20 protein-coding genes are annotated in these 22,198 nt (G+C 70.0%); 12 read left to right on the forward strand and 8 right to left on the reverse strand.

The features are described from left to right. Nucleotides 1-171 precede the first annotated feature (171 nt). A complete protein-coding gene (locus RWH44_RS11330; protein ID WP_316004650.1) occupies nt 172-1,131 on the reverse strand; it encodes a hypothetical protein in 960 nt (319 codons plus the stop codon). 520 nt (nt 1,132-1,651) lie between these two features. Here RWH44_RS11330 and rplK point away from each other — a divergent pair. The 6 genes from rplK to RWH44_RS11360 all read left to right on the forward strand — a co-directional run bounded on the left by rplK (nt 1,652) and on the right by RWH44_RS11360 (nt 6,438). Beyond that, a complete protein-coding gene (rplK, locus tag RWH44_RS11335; protein WP_013585556.1) occupies nt 1,652-2,083 on the forward strand; it encodes a 50S ribosomal protein L11 in 432 nt (143 codons plus the stop codon). An 11-nt stretch (nt 2,084-2,094) separates the two neighbouring features. Further along, nucleotides 2,095-2,787, forward strand: coding sequence for a 50S ribosomal protein L1 (gene rplA / locus RWH44_RS11340; RefSeq protein WP_298873776.1), 693 nt, complete (start codon nt 2,095-2,097; stop codon nt 2,785-2,787). Between the two features lie 190 nt (nt 2,788-2,977). Then, nucleotides 2,978-3,784, forward strand: a complete 807-nt coding sequence (locus RWH44_RS11345; protein WP_298873775.1) for an amino acid ABC transporter substrate-binding protein — start codon at nt 2,978-2,980, stop codon at nt 3,782-3,784. Between the two features lie 119 nt (nt 3,785-3,903). Further along, nucleotides 3,904-4,569 carry an amino acid ABC transporter permease gene (locus RWH44_RS11350; protein WP_298873774.1) on the forward strand — a complete coding sequence of 222 codons (666 nt, stop codon included), beginning with the start codon at nt 3,904-3,906 and terminating at the stop codon, nt 4,567-4,569. Further along, nucleotides 4,556-5,347 (forward strand): amino acid ABC transporter ATP-binding protein, encoded by a 792-nt coding sequence (locus tag RWH44_RS11355; RefSeq protein WP_316004651.1) that lies wholly within the window; start codon nt 4,556-4,558, stop codon nt 5,345-5,347. Before RWH44_RS11350 ends, RWH44_RS11355 begins: the two co-directional genes overlap by 14 nt. Nucleotides 5,348-5,394: 47 nt before the next feature. Next, entirely contained in the window at nt 5,395-6,438 is a 1,044-nt protein-coding gene (locus RWH44_RS11360; protein ID WP_437127290.1) for an NAD(P)H-dependent flavin oxidoreductase, read from the forward strand. Between the two features lie 9 nt (nt 6,439-6,447). Here RWH44_RS11360 and RWH44_RS11365 read toward each other — a convergent pair whose 3' ends face one another. Next, nucleotides 6,448-6,729 (reverse strand): acylphosphatase, encoded by a 282-nt coding sequence (locus tag RWH44_RS11365; protein ID WP_316004652.1) that lies wholly within the window; start codon nt 6,727-6,729, stop codon nt 6,448-6,450. 140 nt (nt 6,730-6,869) lie between these two features. Further along, nucleotides 6,870-7,520, reverse strand: a complete 651-nt coding sequence (locus RWH44_RS11370; RefSeq protein WP_316004653.1) for a LysE/ArgO family amino acid transporter — start codon at nt 7,518-7,520, stop codon at nt 6,870-6,872. A gap of 69 nt (nt 7,521-7,589) precedes the next feature. On the opposite strand from RWH44_RS11370, the gene RWH44_RS11375 reads away from it, so the two are divergent. Beyond that, a complete protein-coding gene (locus tag RWH44_RS11375) occupies nt 7,590-8,477 on the forward strand; it encodes a LysR family transcriptional regulator ArgP (RefSeq protein ID WP_316004654.1) in 888 nt (295 codons plus the stop codon). A gap of 1 nt (nt 8,478) precedes the next feature. Here RWH44_RS11375 and RWH44_RS11380 read toward each other — a convergent pair whose 3' ends face one another. The 4 genes from RWH44_RS11380 to RWH44_RS11395 all read right to left on the reverse strand — a co-directional run bounded on the left by RWH44_RS11380 (nt 8,479) and on the right by RWH44_RS11395 (nt 12,577). Beyond that, nucleotides 8,479-9,498 carry an NADP-dependent oxidoreductase gene (locus tag RWH44_RS11380; protein WP_316004655.1) on the reverse strand — a complete coding sequence of 340 codons (1,020 nt, stop codon included), beginning with the start codon at nt 9,496-9,498 and terminating at the stop codon, nt 8,479-8,481. Between the two features lie 151 nt (nt 9,499-9,649). Beyond that, on the reverse strand, nt 9,650-10,111 hold the full coding sequence (locus RWH44_RS11385) for a MarR family winged helix-turn-helix transcriptional regulator (protein WP_316004656.1): 462 nt from the start codon (nt 10,109-10,111) through the stop codon (nt 9,650-9,652). 4 nt (nt 10,112-10,115) lie between these two features. Next, entirely contained in the window at nt 10,116-11,810 is a 1,695-nt protein-coding gene (locus RWH44_RS11390) for an MDR family MFS transporter (RefSeq protein ID WP_316004657.1), read from the reverse strand. Between the two features lie 98 nt (nt 11,811-11,908). Further along, nucleotides 11,909-12,577, reverse strand: a complete 669-nt coding sequence (locus RWH44_RS11395) for a YqaJ viral recombinase family protein (protein ID WP_316004658.1) — start codon at nt 12,575-12,577, stop codon at nt 11,909-11,911. Between the two features lie 101 nt (nt 12,578-12,678). On the opposite strand from RWH44_RS11395, the gene RWH44_RS11400 reads away from it, so the two are divergent. The 4 genes from RWH44_RS11400 to RWH44_RS11415 all read left to right on the forward strand — a co-directional run bounded on the left by RWH44_RS11400 (nt 12,679) and on the right by RWH44_RS11415 (nt 19,387). Further along, a complete protein-coding gene (locus RWH44_RS11400; RefSeq protein ID WP_298873765.1) occupies nt 12,679-13,080 on the forward strand; it encodes an SIP domain-containing protein in 402 nt (133 codons plus the stop codon). A gap of 457 nt (nt 13,081-13,537) precedes the next feature. Further along, nucleotides 13,538-14,053 (forward strand): 50S ribosomal protein L10, encoded by a 516-nt coding sequence (rplJ, locus tag RWH44_RS11405; protein ID WP_243499995.1) that lies wholly within the window; start codon nt 13,538-13,540, stop codon nt 14,051-14,053. A 38-nt stretch (nt 14,054-14,091) separates the two neighbouring features. Continuing rightward, nucleotides 14,092-14,478 (forward strand): 50S ribosomal protein L7/L12, encoded by a 387-nt coding sequence (rplL, locus tag RWH44_RS11410; RefSeq protein ID WP_058232706.1) that lies wholly within the window; start codon nt 14,092-14,094, stop codon nt 14,476-14,478. A gap of 340 nt (nt 14,479-14,818) precedes the next feature. Next, nucleotides 14,819-19,387, forward strand: a complete 4,569-nt coding sequence (locus RWH44_RS11415) for an ExeM/NucH family extracellular endonuclease (RefSeq protein ID WP_316004659.1) — start codon at nt 14,819-14,821, stop codon at nt 19,385-19,387. A 144-nt stretch (nt 19,388-19,531) separates the two neighbouring features. On the opposite strand, the gene RWH44_RS11420 is transcribed toward RWH44_RS11415, so the two are convergent. After that, nucleotides 19,532-20,542 (reverse strand): LacI family DNA-binding transcriptional regulator, encoded by a 1,011-nt coding sequence (locus tag RWH44_RS11420; RefSeq protein ID WP_298873753.1) that lies wholly within the window; start codon nt 20,540-20,542, stop codon nt 19,532-19,534. Nucleotides 20,543-20,782: 240 nt separating this feature from the next. Here RWH44_RS11420 and RWH44_RS11425 point away from each other — a divergent pair, with 240 nt between their 5' ends. Beyond that, nucleotides 20,783-22,114, forward strand: a complete 1,332-nt coding sequence (locus tag RWH44_RS11425) for an ABC transporter substrate-binding protein (protein ID WP_316004660.1) — start codon at nt 20,783-20,785, stop codon at nt 22,112-22,114. Nucleotides 22,115-22,198: the final 84 nt, after the last annotated feature.

Here is a 22,198-nt window from a genome sequence, read left to right on the forward strand (position 1 = left end):
GCGCCGCGCCGGCTCGCAGCCGGACGCCCCCGCGCCGCCGCTGCCCGCCGGGCGCGCCGCGCCGCCCCCGCAGCCTTCCGGGCTCGAAACTGCTCGACAAACGCCTTCCGTGCCGAAACACGCGGTCTCGGACCATGTCTCAGCACGCACGGCGTTTATGCCCCCGCGCGGCTACTCGGAACGCGGGTTGAGACCGACGCCGCGAAGGTTGCGCCCGTCGACCCGTGACACCACAGGCAGGCCCGCCGCCCTCAATGCATCGCGGAGGCCGTCGACCCGCAGCGCACCGACGTAGTCCCAGCGCGCGATGCGCCACCCCGCCCGCCGCAGGGCGTCCTCGCGGGTCTTCTCCGCTCGAACGGCCTCGGCGGCTGCCTCCGGATCGTGACGGTCGTACTTCGTCCAGCCGTCGAATTCGCCGACGACGCGATGCTCCGGCCAGCAGAAGTCGGACCGATAGGCGCGGCCGCCGACACGATGCTCGGTCTGCAGGTCGACGGCGGGGAACCCGCACCACTCCATCACCGCCCGGCTCACTGACTCGCCCACGGACTCCGACCGCGGATCGCCGCGGGCCAAGACCCAATCGAGCTTCCTCCGACCTCGCGGATTGCGTTGGGCCGCGGCGAGATCGTGCAACTCGGCCGACGTGACCGCCCCGGTCCGGAGGGCGGCATCCGTGACCGCCAGGGCGAACGCGGGCGGCAGGACGCGCGCGAGGTCCACCACGACGTCGGAGAGAGGGGAGCATCGGATGCCGCCGCGGTCGAGAGCGCGGCGACGGTCGGCACTCGTGTGCACGCGCACGTCGCCGTACGCCACCGAGCGCGCCCGTCGCCCGTCGAAGAGGTGGATGTGGCGGGGATGACCGAAGGTGGGCAGGCCATGCAGAGCCGCTGCCGACTCGTGTGAGAACACCGCATCGGCGTTCACGAGCCGGAACGCGTGCACGCGCAGGAGATATCTGTCCCACGGCGGCAGCGCCGCCCACCCGTCCCGTTCCGTGTACACCCCCGGCCGGATGCGATGCAGCTGCGGGTCGCGCGACGGGTGCGATCCGAGGGAGGGGCTCTCGGCCGCGGCGAACAACGGCAGAGGCGCGCCGCGGAACGCGGGGGAATCGGCATCCATCCGCCGAGGGTGCCGCAAACGGCACGCCCGCGTTGACGGGGTGTGCATAACCCGGGCGAGCTCCGCCGATAAACGCTGTCTCTGCCGAAACTCGCGGCGTCGCGCTGTGTCTTGGCGCGCACGGCGTTTATCGGCACTTGAGGCCGGGCGCGCTCTGCCGATAAACGCTGTCTCTCCCGGAACTCGCGGCGCCACACCGTGTCTCGGCACGGACGGCGTTTATCGGCACATGGGGGCGGGGCACGCGCTCTGCCGATAAACGCTGTTTCTGCCGAAACTGGCGGCGTCGCACCGTGTCTCGGCACGCACGGCGTTTATCGGCACATGAGGGCACAAGACCGGCGCACGCATAGGCGGCGACGCACGGGGAGGGGAGGGGAGGGCGCGGGATGCCGGAAGGCGCCGCGTCGCGTATGATGGCAAGGTTGCGTGCTTCGGCGCGCGACGACCGCTGTCCGGAACCGCCGGGCGTGCGGGAGAGAGGGAACCGCGAGGGTCCCGCTCGAGAGAGGAAAAGGATATGGCACCCAAGAAAAAGGTGACCGGCCTGATCAAGCTCCAGATCAAGGCGGGCGCGGCCAACCCCGCGCCGCCGATCGGTCCGGCGCTCGGTCAGCACGGCGTCAACATCATGGAGTTCTGCAAGGCGTACAACGCGGCGACCGAGGCCCAGCGCGGCAACGTCATCCCCGTCGAGATCACCGTCTACGAGGACCGCAGCTTCACGTTCATCCTGAAGACGCCCCCGGCTGCAGAGCTCATCAAGAAGGCCGCCGGCCTCGCGAAGGGCTCCTCGACGCCCCACACGGTCAAGGTGGGCAAGCTCACCAAGGACCAGGTCCGCGAGATCGCCACCACGAAGCAGCCCGACCTGAACGCGAACGACATCGAGGCCGCCTCGAAGATCATCGCCGGCACCGCCCGTTCCATGGGCATCACGGTCGAGGACTGAGGGAGATAACAATGGCTACCAAGTCCAAGGCATTCCGCGCCGCTGCTGAGAAGATCGCGGCCGACACGTTCTACACCCCGACCGAGGCCGTCGCCCTCGCGAAGGAGACCGGCTCGAAGAAGTTCGACTCGACCGTCGAGGTCGCACTGAAGCTCTCGGTCGACCCCCGTAAGGCCGACCAGATGGTCCGCGGCACGGTCATCCTGCCCCACGGCACGGGTAAGACCGCGCGCGTCATCGTCTTCGCCAACGGCCCCGCGGCCGAGGCGGCCCTCGCCGCCGGCGCCGACGAGGTCGGTGGCACCGAGCTCATCGAGAAGGTCGCGGGCGGGTACACCTCGTTCGACGCCGCCGTCGCCACGCCCGAGCTCATGGGCCAGGTCGGACGCCTCGGTAAGGTTCTCGGACCCCGTGGCCTCATGCCGAACCCCAAGACCGGCACCGTGACCCCCAACCCGGCCAAGGCCGTCGAGGAGATCAAGGGCGGAAAGATCGAGTTCCGCGTCGACAAGCACGCCAACGTGCACTTCGTCGTCGGCAAGGCCTCGTTCTCGGCCGAGCAGCTCGACGAGAACCTGAAGGCCGCGCTCGAGGAGATCGTCCGCCTCAAGCCGTCCAGCTCGAAGGGCCGTTACATCCAGAAGGGCGCCGTTTCGACCACCTTCGGTCCCGGCATCCCGCTGGACGTCAACGCCATCGTCTGACGTTCGTCTCACAGAAGCCCCGCCGCGCCTCGTGCCGGCGGGGCTTCTGCGTGCGCGCCGTGCACGAACGTGCAACACAACGTCATCCGGGAAGACGATCACCCGCCGACGTGTTGTGCTGGAGGGTCGCGGTCGTCCTGCCCCGCACCCCCCGAACGTCATCCCCACATCACACATGTCTGGAACAGCTATGCCCCGTCGTCGTCTGACCGTCCTCGCCGCCACCCTGGGCCTGAGCGCCCTCGCGCTGACCGCCTGCAGCGGCGGAACCACCTCGGGCGCCTCGTCCGACGCCGGCTCCGAGTACGACCTCGTCTCGGGCGGCACCCTCACGGTCGCCACCGAGGGCACCTACCGCCCGTTCTCGTACCACGAGGGTGCGGGCGAGCTCACCGGCTTCGACGTCGAGATCGCCAAGGCCGTCGCCGACAAGCTCGGCCTGGAGGTGAAGTTCCAGGAGACCCAGTGGGATGCCATCTTCGCGGGCCTGGACGCCGGTCGTTTCGACGTGATCGCCAACCAGGTGTCCATCAACCCGGAGCGCCAGGAGAAGTACACCTTCAGCTCGCCCTACACCGTCTCGCGTGGAGTCGTCGTGACCACCGAGGACGACGACTCGATCTCGAGCTTCGCCGACCTGTCGGGCAAGACCACCGCGCAGTCGCTCACGAGCAACTGGTACGAGCTGGCCACCTCCAGCGGAGCCCAGGTCGAGGCCGTCGAGGGCTGGGCGCAGGCCGTGGCGCTGCTCAAGCAGGGCCGCGTGGATGCCACGATCAATGACCAGCTGACCTACCTCGACTACGAGAAGACCAACAGCCCCACGGGTCTGAAGATCGCCGCCGAGACCGAGGACACCTCCGAGAGCGCCTTCGCTTTCAAGAAGGGGCAGGACGAGCTCGCGGATGCCGTGAACTCGGCCCTCGAGGAGCTGCGCGCCGACGGCACGCTGACCCAGATCAGCGAGAAGTACTTCGGCGCCGACGTCACCCAGTGACACCCCCGCGCATCCACGCGCTGTAAACCCCACGGATCATCCGCCTCGCACCCCCTAGCGTGAGAGGCGGATGATCCGTGCTCGCGTGAGACGCGCGCCCCGAACGAAGAAGGAGGCCCATGAACGACCTGTGGACGTTGTTGCTCGACTCGTTCTGGCCGATGGTGGTGGCCGGGATCACGGGCACGATCCCGCTGTCGCTGGCCTCCTTCGCGATCGGTCTCGTGATCGCGCTGCTCATGGCGCTCCTGCGGCTGTCGCCGAACGTGGTGCTGTCGGGATTCGCCCGCTTCTACATCTCGATCATCCGCGGCACGCCGTTGCTGGTGCAGCTGTTCGTGATCTTCTACGGTCTGCCGGCGGTCGGCGTCGTGATCGACCCGTTCCCCGCCGCCGTCATCGCCTTCTCCCTCAACGTCGGCGGGTACGCGGCGGAGGTCATTCGGGCGGCGATCCTCTCCGTCCCGCGCGGACAGTGGGAGGCAGCCCACACCGTCGGGCTGTCGCCGGCGAAGACGCTGACGCGCATCATCCTCCCGCAGGCCGCGCGGGTGTCGGTGCCGCCGTTGTCGAACACCTTCATCTCGCTCGTGAAGGACTCGTCGCTGGCATCCCTCATCCTCGTGTCGGAGCTGTTCCGCCAGGCGCAGAACATCGCGGCGTTCTCGTACGAATTCATGGCCGTCTACCTCGAGGCGGCACTCATCTACTGGTTGTTCTGCCTGGTGCTGTCGTTCGCGCAGAACGCCCTCGAGAAGAGGTTGGACCGCCATGTCGCCCACTGATCCCACCCCCGCGCTGCTGACGGTCACGGGGCTGACGAAGAGCTTCGGCGCCAACCGCGTGCTCGACGGTGTCGACCTCGAGGTGCGCCGCGGAGACGTGCTCGTGCTGATCGGTCCCTCGGGGTCGGGCAAGACCACCGTGCTGCGTTGCCTGAACGGTCTCGAGACGCCCGACGAGGGTGTCGTGGCGTTCGACGGCGGGCCGCGGGTCGACTTCGCGCAGAAGGTGGCCAAGGCCGATCGCGGCGCGGTCCGCGCCCGTTCGGCGATGGTGTTCCAGCACCACAACCTCTTCCCGCACCTCACCGTGATCGAGAACGTCATCGAGGGTCCCGTGCAGGCGCAGGGGGTGCCGAAGGCGACGGCCGTCGCCAACGCCGAGCGCCTGCTCGCGCGCGTCGGCCTCGCCGAGAAGCGCGACGCGTATCCCTCGGAGCTGTCGGGCGGTCAGCAGCAGCGCGTGGGCATCGTGCGGGCACTCGCCCTGCAGCCCGATCTGCTGCTCTTCGACGAGCCCACGAGCGCCCTCGATCCCGAACTGGTCGGCGAGGTGTTGAAGGTCCTGCGCGAACTCGCGAACGAGGGGTGGACGATGGTCATCGTCACCCACGAGCTCGGCTTCGCGCGCGAGGTCGCCGACGAGGTGCTGTTCTTCGACGAGGGCGCGATCGTCGAGCGTGGGGCTCCCGCGAAGCTGTTCACGCAGCCGCAGAAGGAGCGCACGCGGCGCTTCCTCGACCGCCTGCTTCGGCCGCTCGACGGGCCCGACCCGGAGTGAGCCGCGGCATCGGGCCGCTCGACCGTCTCGCGTGGCACCCTGGGAGGGTGAACCGCCTGCAGACCGCGCTCGGCATCGATCTGCCGATCGTCCTCGGCCCGTTCGGCGGACTGTCGTCGATCGAGCTGACCTCGGCGGTGAGCGACGGAGGGGGACTGGGGTCGTTCGGGCTCTACGGCTATGCCCCCGCTCGCATCCGCGACACGATCGACCGACTGCGCCGATCGACGACGCGCCCCTTCGCGGTGAACCTGTGGATGCCGCGCGGCGACGAGGTCGCCCCGGACGACGTCGACGTGCGGCCGTTCCTCGACGCCGCCGGTCCGCTGTTCGACGCGGCGGGCGTGCCCGTGCCCACCCCGCCCGAGGAGTTCGTCCCGCCCTTCGCCGCGCAGCTCGACGCCGTTCTCGAGGCGCGACCGGATGTGCTGAGCGTCGTCTTCGGCGTCCCGGATGCCGAGACCCTGGCGCGCGCGCACGAGCGGGGGATCGCCGTGATCGGCACGGCCACCTCGGTCGCCGAGGCCCGTGCGCTGGACGCGGTGGGCGTCGACGCGATCGTGGCGACGGGAGCGGAGGCGGGAGGGCACCGGGTCTCGTTCCTGGCGGATCCCGCCGCCTCGCTCGTGGGGACCTTCGCCCTCGTGCCGCAGGTGGTCGATGCCGTCGCCGCGCCGGTCATCGCCGCGGGCGGGATCGCCGATCGTCGCGGAGTCGCGGCGGCGTTCGCCCTCGGCGCCGAGGGGGTGCAGGTGGGCACCGCGTTCCTCCGCACGCGCCAGTCCGCCGCGACGGCCGGCCATCGCGCCGCGATCGCCGCCGCGTCCGACACCGACACGCGATTGACGCGGGCCATGAGCGGTCGGCTGGCGCGTGGCATCCCGAACCGGGCGGTGCGCGAGATCGAGGCCTCGGGGATGATCGCGCCGTTCCCGGCGCAGAACTGGCTCACGGGCGTGTTCCGTGCGGCGGCGACCGCGTCGGGCGATGGCGAGCTGGTGTCGTTGTGGGCCGGGCAGGCCGCCGGGCTCAGCCGCCTCGACGACGCCGGCGAGGTGCTCGCCGAGCTGCGGGCCGGGTTGCCGGGTTAGGGCGTCGCCTCAGACGGTCTCGCGGATCTCGAAGCCCTCGGGCACGTCCACGGACTCCCCGCTCTCGAGCACGTCGACATCGGCGACCCGAGACGACGGCGGTCCCTCGTGCGCCCACGCGATGACGCCCTCGACCGCGTCGGGGTCACCCGCGACGAGCGCCTCGACGGCACCGTCGCTCTGATTGCGCACCCAGCCCCGCGTCCCGAGGCGTTGCGCCTCGGCCCGCAGCGCCCAGCGGAAGCCGACGCCCTGCACGCGGCCGGTCACGGTGATCGTCACTGTTCGCATCGATCCATTGTCGTCGCGTCGACGATGGGCGCGGGGGATGCGCGGAGTCCCGGGCGGCGTTTCGCGTCGGGATGCTCGGATTCCGCCCCGAACGCCACGACGCGCGGGGAGTGTCGGCCCCCGGGGCGACGCGGTACCTGTCAGTGCGGGAGCACGAGCGAAACGGCGATCGCGACCATGACCACGGCGATGAGCGCGTCGAGGATGCGCCATGCCCGCGGGGTGTCGAGCCACCTGCCGAGGTAGCGCGCGCCGAAGCCGAGCGCGGTGAACCACACCAGGCTCGCCAGGCACGCACCGACGGCGAAGGCCCAGCGACCGTCCCCGTGGGTCGAGGCGACGGAGCCGAGGAGGAACACGGTGTCGAGGTACACGTGGGGGTTGAGCCAGGTGAGCGCGAGGCACGTCAGCACGGTCGTCGCGAGCGTCGTGCGGGTCCGAAGCGCCGTGCCACCGGCATCCGGGATCGGAGGGGATGCCGCGGTTCCGACGCTCAGCGTCTGCCCGCTCGGGCTGAGCGCACGGCGGGCCGCGAGCACGGCGTAGCCGAGCAGGAAGGCCGCCCCCGCCCACCGCACCACCACGAGCAGCCACGGCACCGCCTGCAGCACGACGCCGATGCCCGACACGCCCAGCAGGATCAGTACGGCGTCGGAGGTCGCGCACACGGCGACCACCGCGACCAGGTGTTCGCGGCGCACGCCCTGGCGCAGCACGAACAGGTTCTGCGCCCCGATGGCGATGATGAGCGAGAAACCGAGGCCGAGTCCGGCGAGCAGAGAGGCGAGCACGTTCCGACGGTAGGCCCGAAGTGATCGGCAGACCAGCTCAGGATTCTGCATCACCGTTAGCATCGCTTCATGTCGATCCCGCTCGATCTCGCCCGAACCCTCGCCGTCGTCGTGGAGGAGGGCACCCTGGATGCCGCGGCGCGTCGCCTGCACATCACCCCGTCGGCGGTGAGCCAGCGCCTGCGCACGCTGGAGGACCGCGTCGGCCGGGTCGTGCTCGTACGGTCGAAGCCGGTGCGCACGACCGAGGCCGGTGACGCCGTCGTCCGTCTCGCGCGCCAGCTCGCCCTCCTCGAGCACGACGCCCTGACGGCGATCGGGGCGGAGGGCGGGGCCACCGCCTCCCTCCCGCTCGCGGTGAACGCCGACTCGCTCGCGACGTGGTTCCTCCCGCCCCTGGCCCGGGTGGCGGCCGCGCACGCGGTCGTGTTCGACCTCCACCGCGACGATCAGGACTTCACCGCGGGGCTGCTCGAGTCGGGAACGGTGATGGCGGCGGTGACCTCGCGCGAAGCGCCGGTGGCGGGCTGCCGCGTGCGCCCCCTCGGCATCCTCCGCTACGAGCCCGTGGCGACGGTGGGGTTCGCCGCGCGCTGGTTCGCGGGCGGAGCGGATGCCGAGGCCCTCGCGAAGGCACCACTGGTCGACTTCGACCGCCGCGACGATCTGCAGACGCAGTGGCTCGCCCGTCGTGGGGTGGTCGCGGGGGATCCTCCGCGCCATCGCGTTCCCGCCTCGCAGGATTTCGCGACCGCGATCGAACTGGGCCTGGGGTGGGGGCTCCTGCCCGGATTCCAGTCCGCACCGGGCCTCGAGGCCGGCACTCTCGTGCGTCTCGCGGACGACGCGATCGACGTGCCGCTCTACTGGCAGCAGTGGAACCTCACGTCGCCCCTTCTCGATCTCGTGGCCGAGGAGGTGGTGTCCGAGGGGCGCCGCCGTCTCGCGGGAGCCTGAGTCAGTCGTCGCTGACGCGCAGCACGACCTTGCCGCGCGTGTGTCCCCGCTCGATCGCGGCGTGCGCCTGCCCCGCTTCGTCGAGGTCGAACACGCGCTCGATGTACACGCGCACGGCGCCCGAATCCAGCAGGCGCCCGATCGTGGCCAGGGCGCCCCCATCGGGGATGGTCTTGAAGTCGGTGGAACGGATGCCGCGTGCCGCGGCCGCCTCGCGGAAGCCGGGCCACGCGCCGGTGGGCACCTCGATCAGGAGCCCGCCGGGTCGCAGCACGTCGAGCGATCGGGTGCCGGTGTCGTCGGAGACGTTGCCGATCAGGTCGATGACCACGTCGACGGTGCCGACGACGTCTTCGAAGCGCGTGGAGGTGTAGTCGACGACCTCCGCCGCGCCCAGCTCGCGCAGCCAGTCGAGGTTGCGGGGCGAGCCCGTGGCGATCACGTGGGCACCGAAGTAGGCGGCGAACTGCACGGCGAAGTGACCGACGCCTCCGCTCCCGGCGTGGATGAGGATGCGCTGCCCCTGGTGGGCGAGGGCGGTCTCGACGACGATCCCCCACGCGGTGAGCGCGGCGACGGGCACGCCCGCGGCCTCGACGTGCGAGAGGGAGACGGGCTTGCGGGCGAGCGAGAGCGTGGGCACGACGACGTACTCCGCGTAGGTCCCCGGGGTGCGCGGAACAGCCGCCATGCCGTAGACCTCGGTGCCGGCGGGGAACGGGTGGGCATCGAACGGCGCCCGCACGACGACCCCGCTGACGTCGAGACCGAGAACCGCCGGCCACGAGTCGATCGCCGACGACATTCCGCGGCCCGCGCGGGTCTTCGCGTCGATCGGGTTCACTCCCGCGGCCACCACGCGCACGAGGACCTCGCTGAGGACCGGGGTGGGCACCGCGACCTGATCGACGCGGAGGGTCTCGGCCGCTCCCGGCTCGTCGAGGACCACGGCATCCATGGTTTCGGGAACCGCCGGAGCGGGGTGGAGGGCGGCCTCGGGACGCGTCGATCGGAATCTCATCGGGCGCTCTCTCTCGCGTGCGGCGGTGTCGCGGCGGCTCCGCCGCGGTCTCCACAGTCAAGCGCGCCATTGTCTCGACGGTGTTACACCTCGGTCACCGTGTCGCGAAGCCGGGGACACCCCGCGTCAGGGGCCTCGACGATCGGGCCGCTCAGCCGCGTGCGGGGACCTCGCCGACGGCGAGGGCGTGCAGCAGGGTCGACAGGTGGCGGATGTCGTCGATCGACCAGTCGGCGATCGCGTCGAACAACCGGCTCTCGTGCGGGGCGCGGGCGTCGGCGAGGCGGCTGTGCCCGATCTCGGTGACCGCGATGAGACGCGAGCGGCGATCGTTCGGGTCGGGCGTGCGGGTCACGAGCCCGAGATCCTCGAGCTCGGTGATCGAGCGGCTGAGGAATCCCTTGTCGGCGGCGAGCCGCTCGGCCAGAGCCGAGAGGGTGAGCGGGCCGAAGCGGCTGACCACCGACAGTGCCTTGAAGGTGGCCGGGAGCATCCCGGGGCTGACCCGTTCCGCCGCCTCGGAGACGAAGCGGCGGAACACGGTCATGAGCTCGGAGAACGACGACTCCAGGGCCTGCACGGCCTCACGGCGGTCATCGTCCACGTCGCTCATCACGTCAGACATCCTCTCCCATCCCGGCGTCTCGGCGCGCACGGTGCGAGGATGCGGCATCCTGCGTCGGCACGGTTCCGGTCGCGGAGAGCGTCGCCATGCCCTCGGGCACCGAGACCGTGGCGAAGTCGGCCTCGCTCGCGGCGACGCGCTCCGTGGTCGTCATGCGGGTGAGCGGGCGGTTCGGCAGGAACAGGATCGCGATGAGGCTCACCACGGCGACGGGCACGGCGATGAGGAACGAGTGCGCGATCGACTGGGCGTAGATGTCCTCGACGATCACGCGCACGCTCTCGGGCAGCGTCGAGACCTGCGGGATCGCACCCGACTGCAGCGACTGGGCGACGGCTGCGCCCTTCTCGCCGAGCCCCATGATCGCGGTCTTCAGGTCGTCGGCGCGGTCGGTGAACAGGCTCGTCGCCATGCTCGCCAGCGCCGCACCCATGACCGAGACGCCGATCGTGCCGCCGAGGCTGCGGAAGAACGTCACTCCCGAGCTCGCCGCACCCATCTGGGTGGGGTTCGCGGTGTTCTGCACGACCAGCACCAGGTTCTGCATCGTCATGCCCACGCCGGCGCCGAGCAGGGCCATGTAGATCGAGACGAGTGCGAAGTTGGTGTCGTAGTGGATGGTCGACAGCAGGAACGAGCCCGCGATGAGCAGGGCGCCTCCCGCGATGAGGAAGGGCTTCCAGTGCCCGAAGCGCGAGATGAGCGCGCCCACGACGATCGACGACACCAGGAGCCCGCCGATCATCGGGATGGTCATGACGCCGGCCTCGGTGGGCGTGGCGCCACGGGCCATCTGCATGTACTGGCTGAGGAAGACCGAGGTGCCGAACATCGCCAGGCCGGTCGCGATCGAGGCGATCGTGGCGAGGGTGAAGGTGGCGTCGCGGAAGAGGTTGAGCGGCACGAGGGGCTCCGACGAGCGCAGCTCGACGACCACGAAGAGGATCGCGGCGACGACGGCTCCGCCGACCATCAGCAGCGTTTCGGTGCTGGCCCACTCGAACGTGCTGCCCGCGTTGGTCACCCAGATGAGCAGTAGAGATACGGCCGTCGACAGCAGCACGATGCCGAGGTAGTCGATCTTGACCTTCCGCTTCGCGCGCACCGGCAGGTGCAGCGTGCGCTGCTGGATGAGCAGGGCGGCGACGGCGAAGGGGAGGGCGACGAAGAAGTTCCACCGCCAGCCGAACGCGTCGGTGATGACACCGCCGAGAAGGGGGCCGCCGACCGTGGCCACGGCCATGACGGCACCGAAGAGGCCCATGTAGCGACCGCGCTCGCGCGGGCTGATGATGTCGGCCATGATGACCTGGCTGAGGGCCGCGAGGCCACCGGCGCCGAGGCCCTGAACGGCCCGGAAGCCGATGAGCATGTCGGTGTTCTGCGAGAAGCCGGCGGCGGCGGTGGCGAGCACGAAGATCGCGATCGCGACCTGGATGAGCACCTTGCGGTTGAACAGGTCGGCGAGCTTGCCCCAGATGGGGGTGGAGATCGCGGTGGTCAGCAGGGTCGCCGTGATGACCCAGGTGTAGGCGTTCTGGTCGCCGGACAGGTCGTGCACGATGACGGGCAGCGACGTCGAGACGACGGTCGAGGCGAGCATCGACACGAACGTGCCGAGCAGCAGCCCGATGAGGGCCGGGAGCACGCGCCGCGGCGCGACGGTCTCGGGGGAGGTGGTGGTCATGCGGAACTCCACGAAAGGGGGATGGATGCCGCGACGACGCTGGCGCGATTAGTTGACTGATGTCAACGATACGCCTGTTGCTTGACTTGCGTCAACTATTAATCGACGAGCGCGAGAGCGCGATACCTCTCGGTGGGTTCCGGTCGCACCGGTTGGCGCGCCTGCATGGTGCGGCGGTACAGCTCGTCGATGAGCGAGGTGGCCAGGCCCACGAGCTTGGCGATCTCGCGCTCATCGCGTTCGATCCACTGGCAGCGCGGTTCGTCGTGCAGGGGGACGAAGCCGTCGTGCTGCTCCCAGGCCACGAGCGTGCGCTCGGCGCCGAGCACGTGCTGCTGCCACCAGATCTGGCGCATGTACGTTTTGGGGATCGAGCGCCACGCCTTGTTGGTGGTCTTGATCTCGGCGAGGATCACGCGACCCTCCCCGTCGACGACGACGCCGTCGGGGGTCGCGAGGTGCCTCTTCTCGACGACCGCGTGATACAGCGCCGACGAGGGGCGGATGCCGTGCGTCGCGGCCACCCAGGCGGCGATCTCGGGCTCGCGTCGACGGCCGTGGGCCGTGAAGGCGTTGCCCGAGAAATTCGAGCCCATGAGCTTCGCATCCGCTGCCCGCGCGATGGCGTTGGCGCTGGTGAGCGCCGCGACGTCGGTGGCGGTGATCCCGCGCGAGCGGGCCCGGATCCAGGCGACGCGATCACGGGAATCGGCGACGATGCGAGCGTCGAGGTCGGCGCTGCGCGACGCGACGAGCTCGGGGGACATGCGTTCGACCCTAACCCCGTCCGGCCGTGGAGCGCACGCGAGCCCCGGCGCGTCGGCATCCGGGTCTTGTCCGCGAGGTAAGGGTGACCTAAGTTGTTCGCATGGATGCGAAGCCCGAGATGCTGCGGCGCCCCGACGGTGGCCTCTGGCGCGACCTCGAAGGTGCGGTGCTCCTCGGGGGAGACGCGCAGAACGTGCCGGAGATGCGACGCATCGCCGCCGCCCTGTCTCCCGTCGCGCACCTCACCGTCGTGGTCGAGGTGTGCGGATCGGACCAGGTCGGCGTGATCGACGCGGGGGACGGGCGGGTGAGCTGGCTCGATCGCGCGCTCGAGGGCGAGCTTCGTCCGCGCGGCGAGCGTCTGGCGCAGGCCATCCACGCCTGGTGCGCCGAGTGGGCGTGCGGCGAGGCGCCGGTGTGCACGGTGTGGCTCGGCGCTCGCACGCCGTCGCGCATCGTGCGCATGACCCAGGCGCTGCTGCCCGAGCCGCGGGTGTCGTAGGCGCGCCCACCCTGCGGCGGGAGGACCGGCGCCCACGAGCTTGCGCCGGCGTCAGGGGAGGGCCGCTGCCTGCGTCTTCAGTCCGGTGTCTACGTCGACCGCGCCGCGCATGTCGGGCGGCCGCCCGCCGAGCGGCATCGGGTCGCCGTCGATGGTGATGGTGGGCGGCAGCGACGGTGGGGCGCGAGGGCGGGGCGGTGGCCGCGGCGGTGCGCGGGCGGATTGGCGCGCGGAGCGAGGGTCGGGTACAGTAGTGACCAAGCCAAAGACCGTCGGTCATCGTCGTGCTCGCATGTCGATCGAAGCGTCTGCTGAAAAGCAGGGGACCTACGCAGGTAAACGAAACTCTTCCGAGCTCCGTGCGCCTGCGCCGGAGCTCTTCTTTTTTGTCCGGACCCCGGTGTCTTCGGCCGGCGCCCCGCCTCCGCGGAGCGCCTCGTACACACAAGGAGTGGCCATGGCGCAGAAGGATGCATCGGTCGCCGAGCTCACGAAGAACTTCGAGAACTCGACCGCCGTTCTGCTGACCGAGTACCGCGGTCTGACGGTTGCCCAGCTCAAGCAGCTGCGCAACGACATCCGTCAGGACGCGGATTACGCCGTGGTGAAGAACACGCTGACCAAGATCGCCGCGTCCAACGCGGGGGTCACGGGACTGGATGACGAGCTCAAGGGCCCGTCCGCCATCGCGTTCGTGCACGGCGACCCCGTCGCCGTCGCGAAGAGCCTGCGTGCCTTCGCCAAGGCTAACCCTCAGCTCGTGGTGAAGGGCGGCTACTTCGATGGCGCCGCTCTGACCGCGGATGAGGTCAACAAGCTCGCCGATCTCGAAAGCCGTGAAGTCCTGCTGGCGAAGCTCGCCGGCGCGATGAAGGCGACGATGACCAAGGCGGCATACGTCTTCCAGGCGCTTCCGTCGAAGGCCGTTCGCACGGTCGACGCGCTGCGCGAGAAGCAGGACACCGCGGCCTGACCCGGCCCGGCTGATTAACCCGATCAAGGAGATACAACATGGCTAAGCTCAGCACCGAAGAGCTGCTCGACGCGTTCAAGGAGCTCACGCTCATCGAGCTGTCCGAGTTCGTCAAGGCGTTCGAGGAGACCTTCGACGTCACCGCTGCCGCCCCCGTGGCCGTGGCCGGCCCCGCCGCCGGTGGCGCCGCCCCCGCCGAAGAGGTCGAGGAGAAGGACTCGTTCGACGTCGTCCTCGAGGCCGCCGGTGACAAGAAGATCCAGGTCATCAAGGTCGTCCGCGAGCTCACCTCGCTCGGCCTCGGCGAGGCCAAGGCCGTCGTCGATGGCGCTCCCAAGGCCGTGCTCGAGGGCGCGAACAAGGAGACCGCCGACAAGGCAAAGGAGGCCCTCGAGGCCGCTGGCGCCACGGTGACCCTGAAGTAATTTCAGACACACCGTCGCTTTCGCGACACCCAGAACCCCGGATGCCGATCGGCATCCGGGGTTCTGTCGTCTCCGCCGCGACGCGGCGACGTGCCGATGTGGGACACCGTGGTCCCTCGCGCGCCGTGGAACCGGGTGTCCGCTGCTGCGGAACCGGAATTCACCGAATGGAAACGAAAGAAGTCTGGGAAAAACGTATGGGCATCGTTTACGGTCGTTGAGAACACCCCCCCCCGTCGATCCCCCCATCCGACGTCGATCTCGTTCACGCGTCCACTCGTGCGTCGGTACCTGGAGACCCATGCTCATCGCTTCATCCGGCGCGCCCGCGCGCCGTTTCATGACCGCTCTCAGCGCCGCCCTCGGCGCCGCTCTGCTCGGTTCCGCCCTGGCCCCCCTGCCCGCTTTCGCGGCCGACGGCGCGAAGGTGGTGATCAATGAGGCCTACCTGAAGGGCGGGAGCGCCGGCGCGCCGTACGCGAAGAAGTTCGTCGAGCTGTACAACGCCGGCGACACCGCGCAGGACCTGACCGGCTGGTCGCTGCAGTACCGCTCCGCCTCCAACGTCGATGCACCTTCGGGCGCGAACACTCAGGCGCTCAGCGGATCGATCGCCGCGGGCGGCTACTACCTCATCGCGCTCCCCGGCAACGGCAACGGCGACGTCGGTGCCCCTCTGCCCGCCACCGATGCCACCAGCGCGGGGCTGAACCCGTCGGGGACGACCGGACAGCTCTTCCTCGCCGACGTCACGGAGCCGCTCGCTCTGCCCGCCGGTTCGGTTGACGACGACCGCGTCGTCGACTTCCTGGGCTACGGCGCCGGCGTGAGCTTCGAAACCGCCCCGGCCGTCGTCGACGGCCCGAACGGCACCCCGAACTCCCTCGTGCGCATCGATTTCGTCGACACGGATGACAACTCCGTCGACTTCACCAACACCGCGACGGTGACGCCGCAGGGGTCCGGGGGAGCCGCCCCCGAGCCGCAGCCGACCGAGGAGCCCTCACCCTCTCCGACGACGCCCGTCCCCGGCGAGGTCACCCCGATCCGCGAGATCCAGGGGACCGGTGCGACGACACCGCTCGACGGCACCGTGGTCACCACCCGCGGCGTCGTGACCGCCGCGTACCCGACCGGCGGCTACAACGGCTTCTTCCTTCAGACGGAGGGAACCGGAGGCGCGGTCGACGTCGCCACCCACACCGCCTCCGACGCGATCTTCGTCTACGGCTCCGACGCCGCGGCATCCGTCGCCATCGGCGACCACGTCGAGGTGACCGGAATCGCGGGCGAGTTCTCCGGACAGACGCAGCTCACCGCCGACGCCGCCAGTGTCCGCGTCCTCACCGAGGAGGCCGCCCCGGTCGCCCCCGCGGAGATCACGTGGCCGAAGAACGACGAGGAGCGCGAGCGCTTCGAGGGCATGCTGCTGGCGCCGCAGGGCGACTTCACCGTGACGAACAGCTACTCGACGAACCAGTACGCCGAGGTGGGGCTGGCGGCGGGCACGACCCCGCTGCGCACGCCGACCGACGTGGCGCGTCCCGACACACCCGACTACGCCGCTGCCGTCGCCGCCAACAAGGCCCGCGCCGTCGTGCTCGACGACGGTGCCTCGCTGAACTTCCTCACCACCGCGAAGGACGTCCCTCTCCCGTACGTGTCGCTGACCGACCCCGTGCGCGTCGGTGCCGCCGTGACCTTCACGCGTCCGGTGATCCTCGACTACCGCAACAACGCCTGGAAGTTCCAGCCGACTCAGCAGCTGACCGTCGACAACGCCGCGAGCGTGCAGCCCGCGACCTTCGCGAACACCCGCACGGCGGCCCCGGAGCCGGTCGGCGGCTCGGTGAAGATCTCGAGCTTCAACGTGCTCAACTACTTCACCACCACGGCGGAGAGCGTCGGGTGCACCTCGACCTACGACGACCGTGAGGGCAACCCGATCACGGCCGACACCTGCCCCGCTCCCGGCCCCCGCGGAGCAGCGGACGCGGTGAACCTCGCCCGCCAGCAGGCCAAGATCGTCGCCGCCGTGAACGGACTGGGCGCCGACGTTGTCTCGCTCGAGGAGATCGAGAACTCGGCCGTCTTCGGCAAGGACCGCGACGACGCCCTGTCCACCCTCGTCGACGCCCTCAATGCGGCGCTGGATGCCGAGGAGTGGACCTTCGTGCCCTCGCCGGCGGACCTTCCGGCGTCGGAGGACGTCATCCGTACCGCCTTCATCTACAAGAAGGCCGTCGTCGCCCCGATCGGCGACAGCGTCATCCTGGACGACCCGGCCTTCTCGAACGCCCGGCAGCCGCTCGCCCAGGCCTTCGCCCCCGTCGACGACGCGGATGCCAAGATCCTCGCGATCGTGAACCACTTCAAGTCCAAGGGGGACAGCCGTCCCGCGGCGACCGGCGACAACGCCAACGGCATCCAAGGCGCCTTCAACGGCGACCGCGTGCGCCAGGCGCAGGCCCTCGGAGCCTTCGCCGCGGAGCGGTCGGCAGCGGTCGGAACCGACGACGTCTTCCTGCTCGGCGACTTCAACGCCTACACGCAGGAGGATCCGATCGAGACCCTGCGCTCGTTCGGCTTCGAGCCGCTGGAGGCGGGAACGGGCAAGTACTCGTACTCGTTCAGCGGGCAGTCGGGGTCGCTCGACCACGTGCTCGCCTCGCCCTCGGCGCGCGAGCTCGTGACCGGCGTCGACATCTGGAACATCAACGCCGTCGAGGCGCTCGCCCTGGAGTACAGCCGCTTCAACTACAACGCGCTGAACTTCTACGACGAGTCCCCGTACCGCTCCAGCGACCACGACCCCGTGGTCGTGGGTCTCGACCTGTCGTCGACGACGGAGCTCAACCTGCTCAACATCAACGACTTCCACGGCCGCATCGACGCCAACACGGTGAAGTTCGCGGGCACGATCGAGTCGCTCCGCGCGGCGGGCGGCGAGGACGACACGCTGTTCCTCTCCAACGGCGACAACATCGGTGCGTCGCTGTTCGCCTCCTCCAACGCCGGTGACAAGCCGACCATCGACGTGCTGAATGCGCTCGACCTGGCGGCATCCGGGGTCGGGAACCACGAGTTCGACAAGGGCGCCGACGACCTCGTCGGCCGGGTCGGCGATCTCGCCGACTTCCCGTACCTGACGGCCAACGTCTACCGCAACGGCGAGCCGCTGCTCCCCGGCTACGAGATCTTCGAGGTCGACGGCCTTCGGGTCGGCGTGATCGGTGCGGTCACCGAGGAGACGGCCTCGCTCGTGACACCCGGTGGCATCAGCGGCGTGGAGTTCCGCGAGCCGGTGGCCGAGGTCAACCGCGTGGTCGCCGAGATCCGCGACCAGGTCGACGTGATCGTCGCCGAGTACCACGAGGGAGCCGCGAAGGGCGGGTCGCTCGACGACGCGCTCGCCGCGGGGGGCGCGTTCGAGCGCATCGTGGACGAGACGGACGCCGACGTCGACGCGATCTTCACGGGGCACACCCACGAGGAGTACGTCTGGGATGCACCGGTCCCCGGCACGGACGGCACGCGACCGGTGCTGCAGACCGGAAGCTACGGCGAGAACATCGGCCAGATCGTGCTGAGCGTCGACCGCGAGAGCGGCGAGGTCGTGGGGCACACCGCCCGCAACGTGCCGCGTCTCGCGGGCGAGGTCGTCGATGGCGACCCGGCGAAGACGGCCGAGAACAGCGCGGCCCTCGACGCCGAGCTCATCGCCGGATACCCGCGCGTGGCCGAGGTGGCGGACATCGTCGCCGCGGCGCTCGCCGACGCCGACCGCGTCGGATCGCAGCCGGTGGGCTCGGTCGACGCCGACATCACCACCGCCTTCACCGGCGGGGCCTACGTCGACGGCGTCTACGCGGGCGGCAAGCGCGACGACCGGTCGCGGCCCTCGGCGCTCGGCTCGCTCGTGGCCGATGCGCTGCTGGCGACCCTGAGCGACCCCGCTCGCGGCGGCGCCGACATCACCGTGGTCAACCCGGGCGGTCTGCGCGCCGAACTCCTGCGCGGAGACGACGGGGTCATCACCTTCGCCGAGGCGAACGCGGTGCTTCCCTTCGTCAACAACCTGGGCACCACGGCGCTGACGGGAGACCAGGTGCGCCGCCTCCTCGAGCAGCAGTGGGGCGATGCGGCGGGTCGCGAGGCCACCCTCGCCCTGGGCGTCTCGGAGAACGTGCGCTACACCTACGACGCCGCGCGGCCCGCGGGCGAGCGCATCACGGGCGTATGGATCAACGGTGCGGCGATCGATCCGGCCGCCACCTACCGGGTCGGCTCCTTCAGCTTCCTGCTGCAGGGCGGCGACGCGTTCTCGGTTTTCGCCGAAGGCACCGACTCCCGCGACTCGGGTCTCATCGACCGCGACGGGTGGATCGCCTACCTGCAGCAGAACCCGGGACTGAGCCCCGACTTCGCGGTTCGCTCGGTCCAGGTGCAGGGTGTGCCGGCCGAGACGAGCCGGGGTGCGCAGGCCGCGTTCACGGTGTCGGGTCTCGACCTGACCTCGCTCGGCAGCCCGCTCACGACCGAGGTGACCGCGACGGTCGGAGGGGGAGCCCCGGTGTCGTTCCCGGTCGTCGACGGCGCGGCGCAGATCGCGCTGGACGTGCCGACGGATGCGCCGGACGTCGTCGATGTCACCCTCACCACGGCGTCGGGCGCGACGGTGACCGTGCCGCTGCGTGTCACCGACGCGGCCGCGGGTGACGGTTCGGGCGCGGGATCGGGCGCCGGCGACGGAGCGGATGCGGGCGGCAACGCTCCCGGCGGCTCCGGTGCGCTTCCCGTGACCGGCACCGACACCGCGTGGATGGGGGCGGGCGTGCTCGCCGCCCTGGCTCTGCTCGGCCTCGGTCTGGCTGTTCGTCGCCGCAGCTCGCTGCACCGCGTCGAGTGATCGCACACTGAAGGAACGGAGGACCCGGATGCCACGGCATCCGGGTCCTTCTTCGTTCCCGCGGCGGTGGCACGCGCGGGTGCCCGCGGGAAGCGGGGCGGGAAACGGGTGCCGGCGGGTGAGGCGGTGCCCGCCGGGTGCGGGTCAGGACGTGCGCGGGGGAGCGGTCGTGGAGCGCACGACCAGACGCGTGTCGGCCTCGGTGCGCCGGGGCACCTCGCCGGTGCCCTCGATCATCCGCACGAGCATACGCGTGGCCTCGACGCCCTGTGCCTGGGGGAACTGCTCGATCGTGGTGAGCGAGAACATCTCGGCGTAGTCGTGGCCGTCGATGCCGACGACGCTGAGCTCGGTCGGAACCGAGATGCCCATCCGCCGTGCCGCGATGATGACGCCGATGGCGACCTCGTCGCACGCGGCGACCACCCCGGTGGGGCGCGAGGCGGCGTCGGCGAGGAACGACGCGGCCGCGGCGTAGGCGTCGGTGATCGTAAGGGTCGACGGCACGCTGCGGATGCGCACGGCGAGACCGTTGTCGTTCATCGCGTTGCGGTAGCCGATCGAGCGCTCGTCGACGTCTTTGGCCGGGGCGTCGGTGGGGGGCGTGCTGCCGACGAAGGCGATGTCGGTGTGTCCGAGCGCGATCAGGTGCTGCGTGATGATGCGGGTGATGGCGATGTTGTCGAGACCCAGGGTCGGGACGCCGGAGAGCGCGTTGCCGATGCTGACGACGGGCTTGCCGATGTTGGCGAGGCGCTCCAGGTCGGCGTCGTCGGGCTCGAGCGCCACCGCGATGATGCCGTCGAATCGCTTGCGCGCGAGATAGGTGGAGTACAGGCTTTCGCGGTCTCGCGACCCCGGTTCGGCGACGTACAGCGTGACGTCGTAGCCGAGGGGGATGAGCGTGCGCTCGACGCCCTCGACGATCGAACCGAAGTACCAGCGGTTGACCTTGGGGACGATGAGCGCAATGGTCCGCGTGCGCCCGGTGGCCAGACTGACCGCGCTCGTGGAGGGGACGTATCCCAGGGATGCCGCGGCGTCGGCGACACGCTGTCGTGTGCCGTCGGAGACGTAGCCGCCGCCCGTGAGAGCGCGGCTGGCCGTCGATTTCGACACGCCCGCCAGGCGTGCCACCTCGGCGATTCCGCTCATGCGCTGGTCTTTCCTCGTCACGTGTCGACGCCAATGTCGACGTCGAAGAAGAGTATCCGACATCCCGCGAAAGTGGAACCGGTTCCTTGCGGGTGAAACGACGGTCTGCCGCATGATTCCGCTAGTTATCGGTTCGTGACCTGACGCGTGTTGCAACTCTTGTGGATTGCCTCTACGGTTGCCTGGAATCGGTTCCCTAAGGGGCCCGATGCACCACCGAACTCAAAGAGGAGAGACCACATGGGTATGTCACAGCGGTATCGCCTGCTGGCTCCCGTCGGACTGCTGGCGGTCGGAGCGATCGCTCTCGCGGGCTGCGCCGAGGGTGACAGCAGCGGATCGGGCGGATCGGGCAGCGGAGAGACCACCGTGCGCATCGCCGGCGGAATCACGGGCACCGAGGCCGACGCGCTGAACCAGAGCTTCGAGCAGTTCACCGCCGACACCGGCATCAAGGTCGTCTACACGGGCGACAAGAGCTTCGAGGGCAACATCGTGACGAAGGTGTCCGGTGGCGACGCCCCCGACATCGCGATCGTCCCGCAGCCGGGTCTGCTCAAGACCCTCATCGGCACCGGCGAGGTGCAGAAGGCGTCCGACGCCGTCTCGTCGAACGTCGACGAGTACTGGGGCGAGGACTGGAAGTCGTACGGAACCGAGGACGGCACGTTCTACGCCGCTCCGATGCTCGCCAACCTCAAGGGCTACGTCTGGTACTCGCCGGCGAAGTTCAAGGAGTGGGGCGTCGAGGTGCCCAAGACGCTCGACGAGCTGATGACGCTCACCGCGACCATCCAGCAGAAGACCGGCGCTGCTCCGTGGTGCGCCGGCTTCGCTTCCGACGCCGCTTCGGGATGGCCCGGAACCGACTGGGTCGAGGACATGGTCCTGCGCCTGTCGGGCCCCGACGTCTACGACCAGTGGGTGGCCAACGAGGTCAAGTTCACCGACCCGCAGATCAAGGCGGCCTTCGACGCGGTGGGCGAGATCCTTCTCAACCCCTCGTACGTCAACGCCGGCTTCGGTGACGTCAGCAGCATCAACTCGACCGCATTCGCCGACGTGGCGGCCAAGGTCGCCGACGGCAGCTGCCCGATGACGCACCAGGCGTCGTTCCTCTCGGCCAACTTCCTCACGGTGACGAACGCGGCGGGCGAGACCCCCACGATCGCCCCCGACGGTGACGTCTACGCGTTCCTGACCCCCGGCGTGACCGAGGGCGAGCTCGCGGTCGAGGGTGGCGGCGAGTTCGTCGCGGCCTTCTCCGACGACGAGAGCGTGCAGAAGGTCGTCGAGTTCATGTCGACGCCCGAGTTCGCCGACGCCCGCGTCAAGCTCGGCGGCGTGATCTCCGCCAACAAGGGCGCGGACCCCTCGCTCGCCTCGAGCGAGTTCCTCACCGAGGCGATGAAGACGCTGCAGGACCCCAACACCACCCTGCGCTTCGACGCCTCCGACCTGATGCCGGCCACCGTCGGTGCCGGTTCGTTCTGGAAGGGCATGGTCAGCTGGATCGACGGCACCCCGACCGACGAGGTGCTCAGCAACATCCAGGCCGGTTACGACAACTGATCGACGCCGACCGAAAGATGGGCCGCCCGCGACGCGGGCGGCCCATCCGGGTCCATACTCATAATCCGCCCCAAGCTCCACACG

The organism is Microbacterium phycohabitans (assembly GCF_032464935.1).
GTDB classification, from domain to species: Bacteria; Actinomycetota; Actinomycetes; order Actinomycetales; family Microbacteriaceae; genus Microbacterium; species Microbacterium phycohabitans.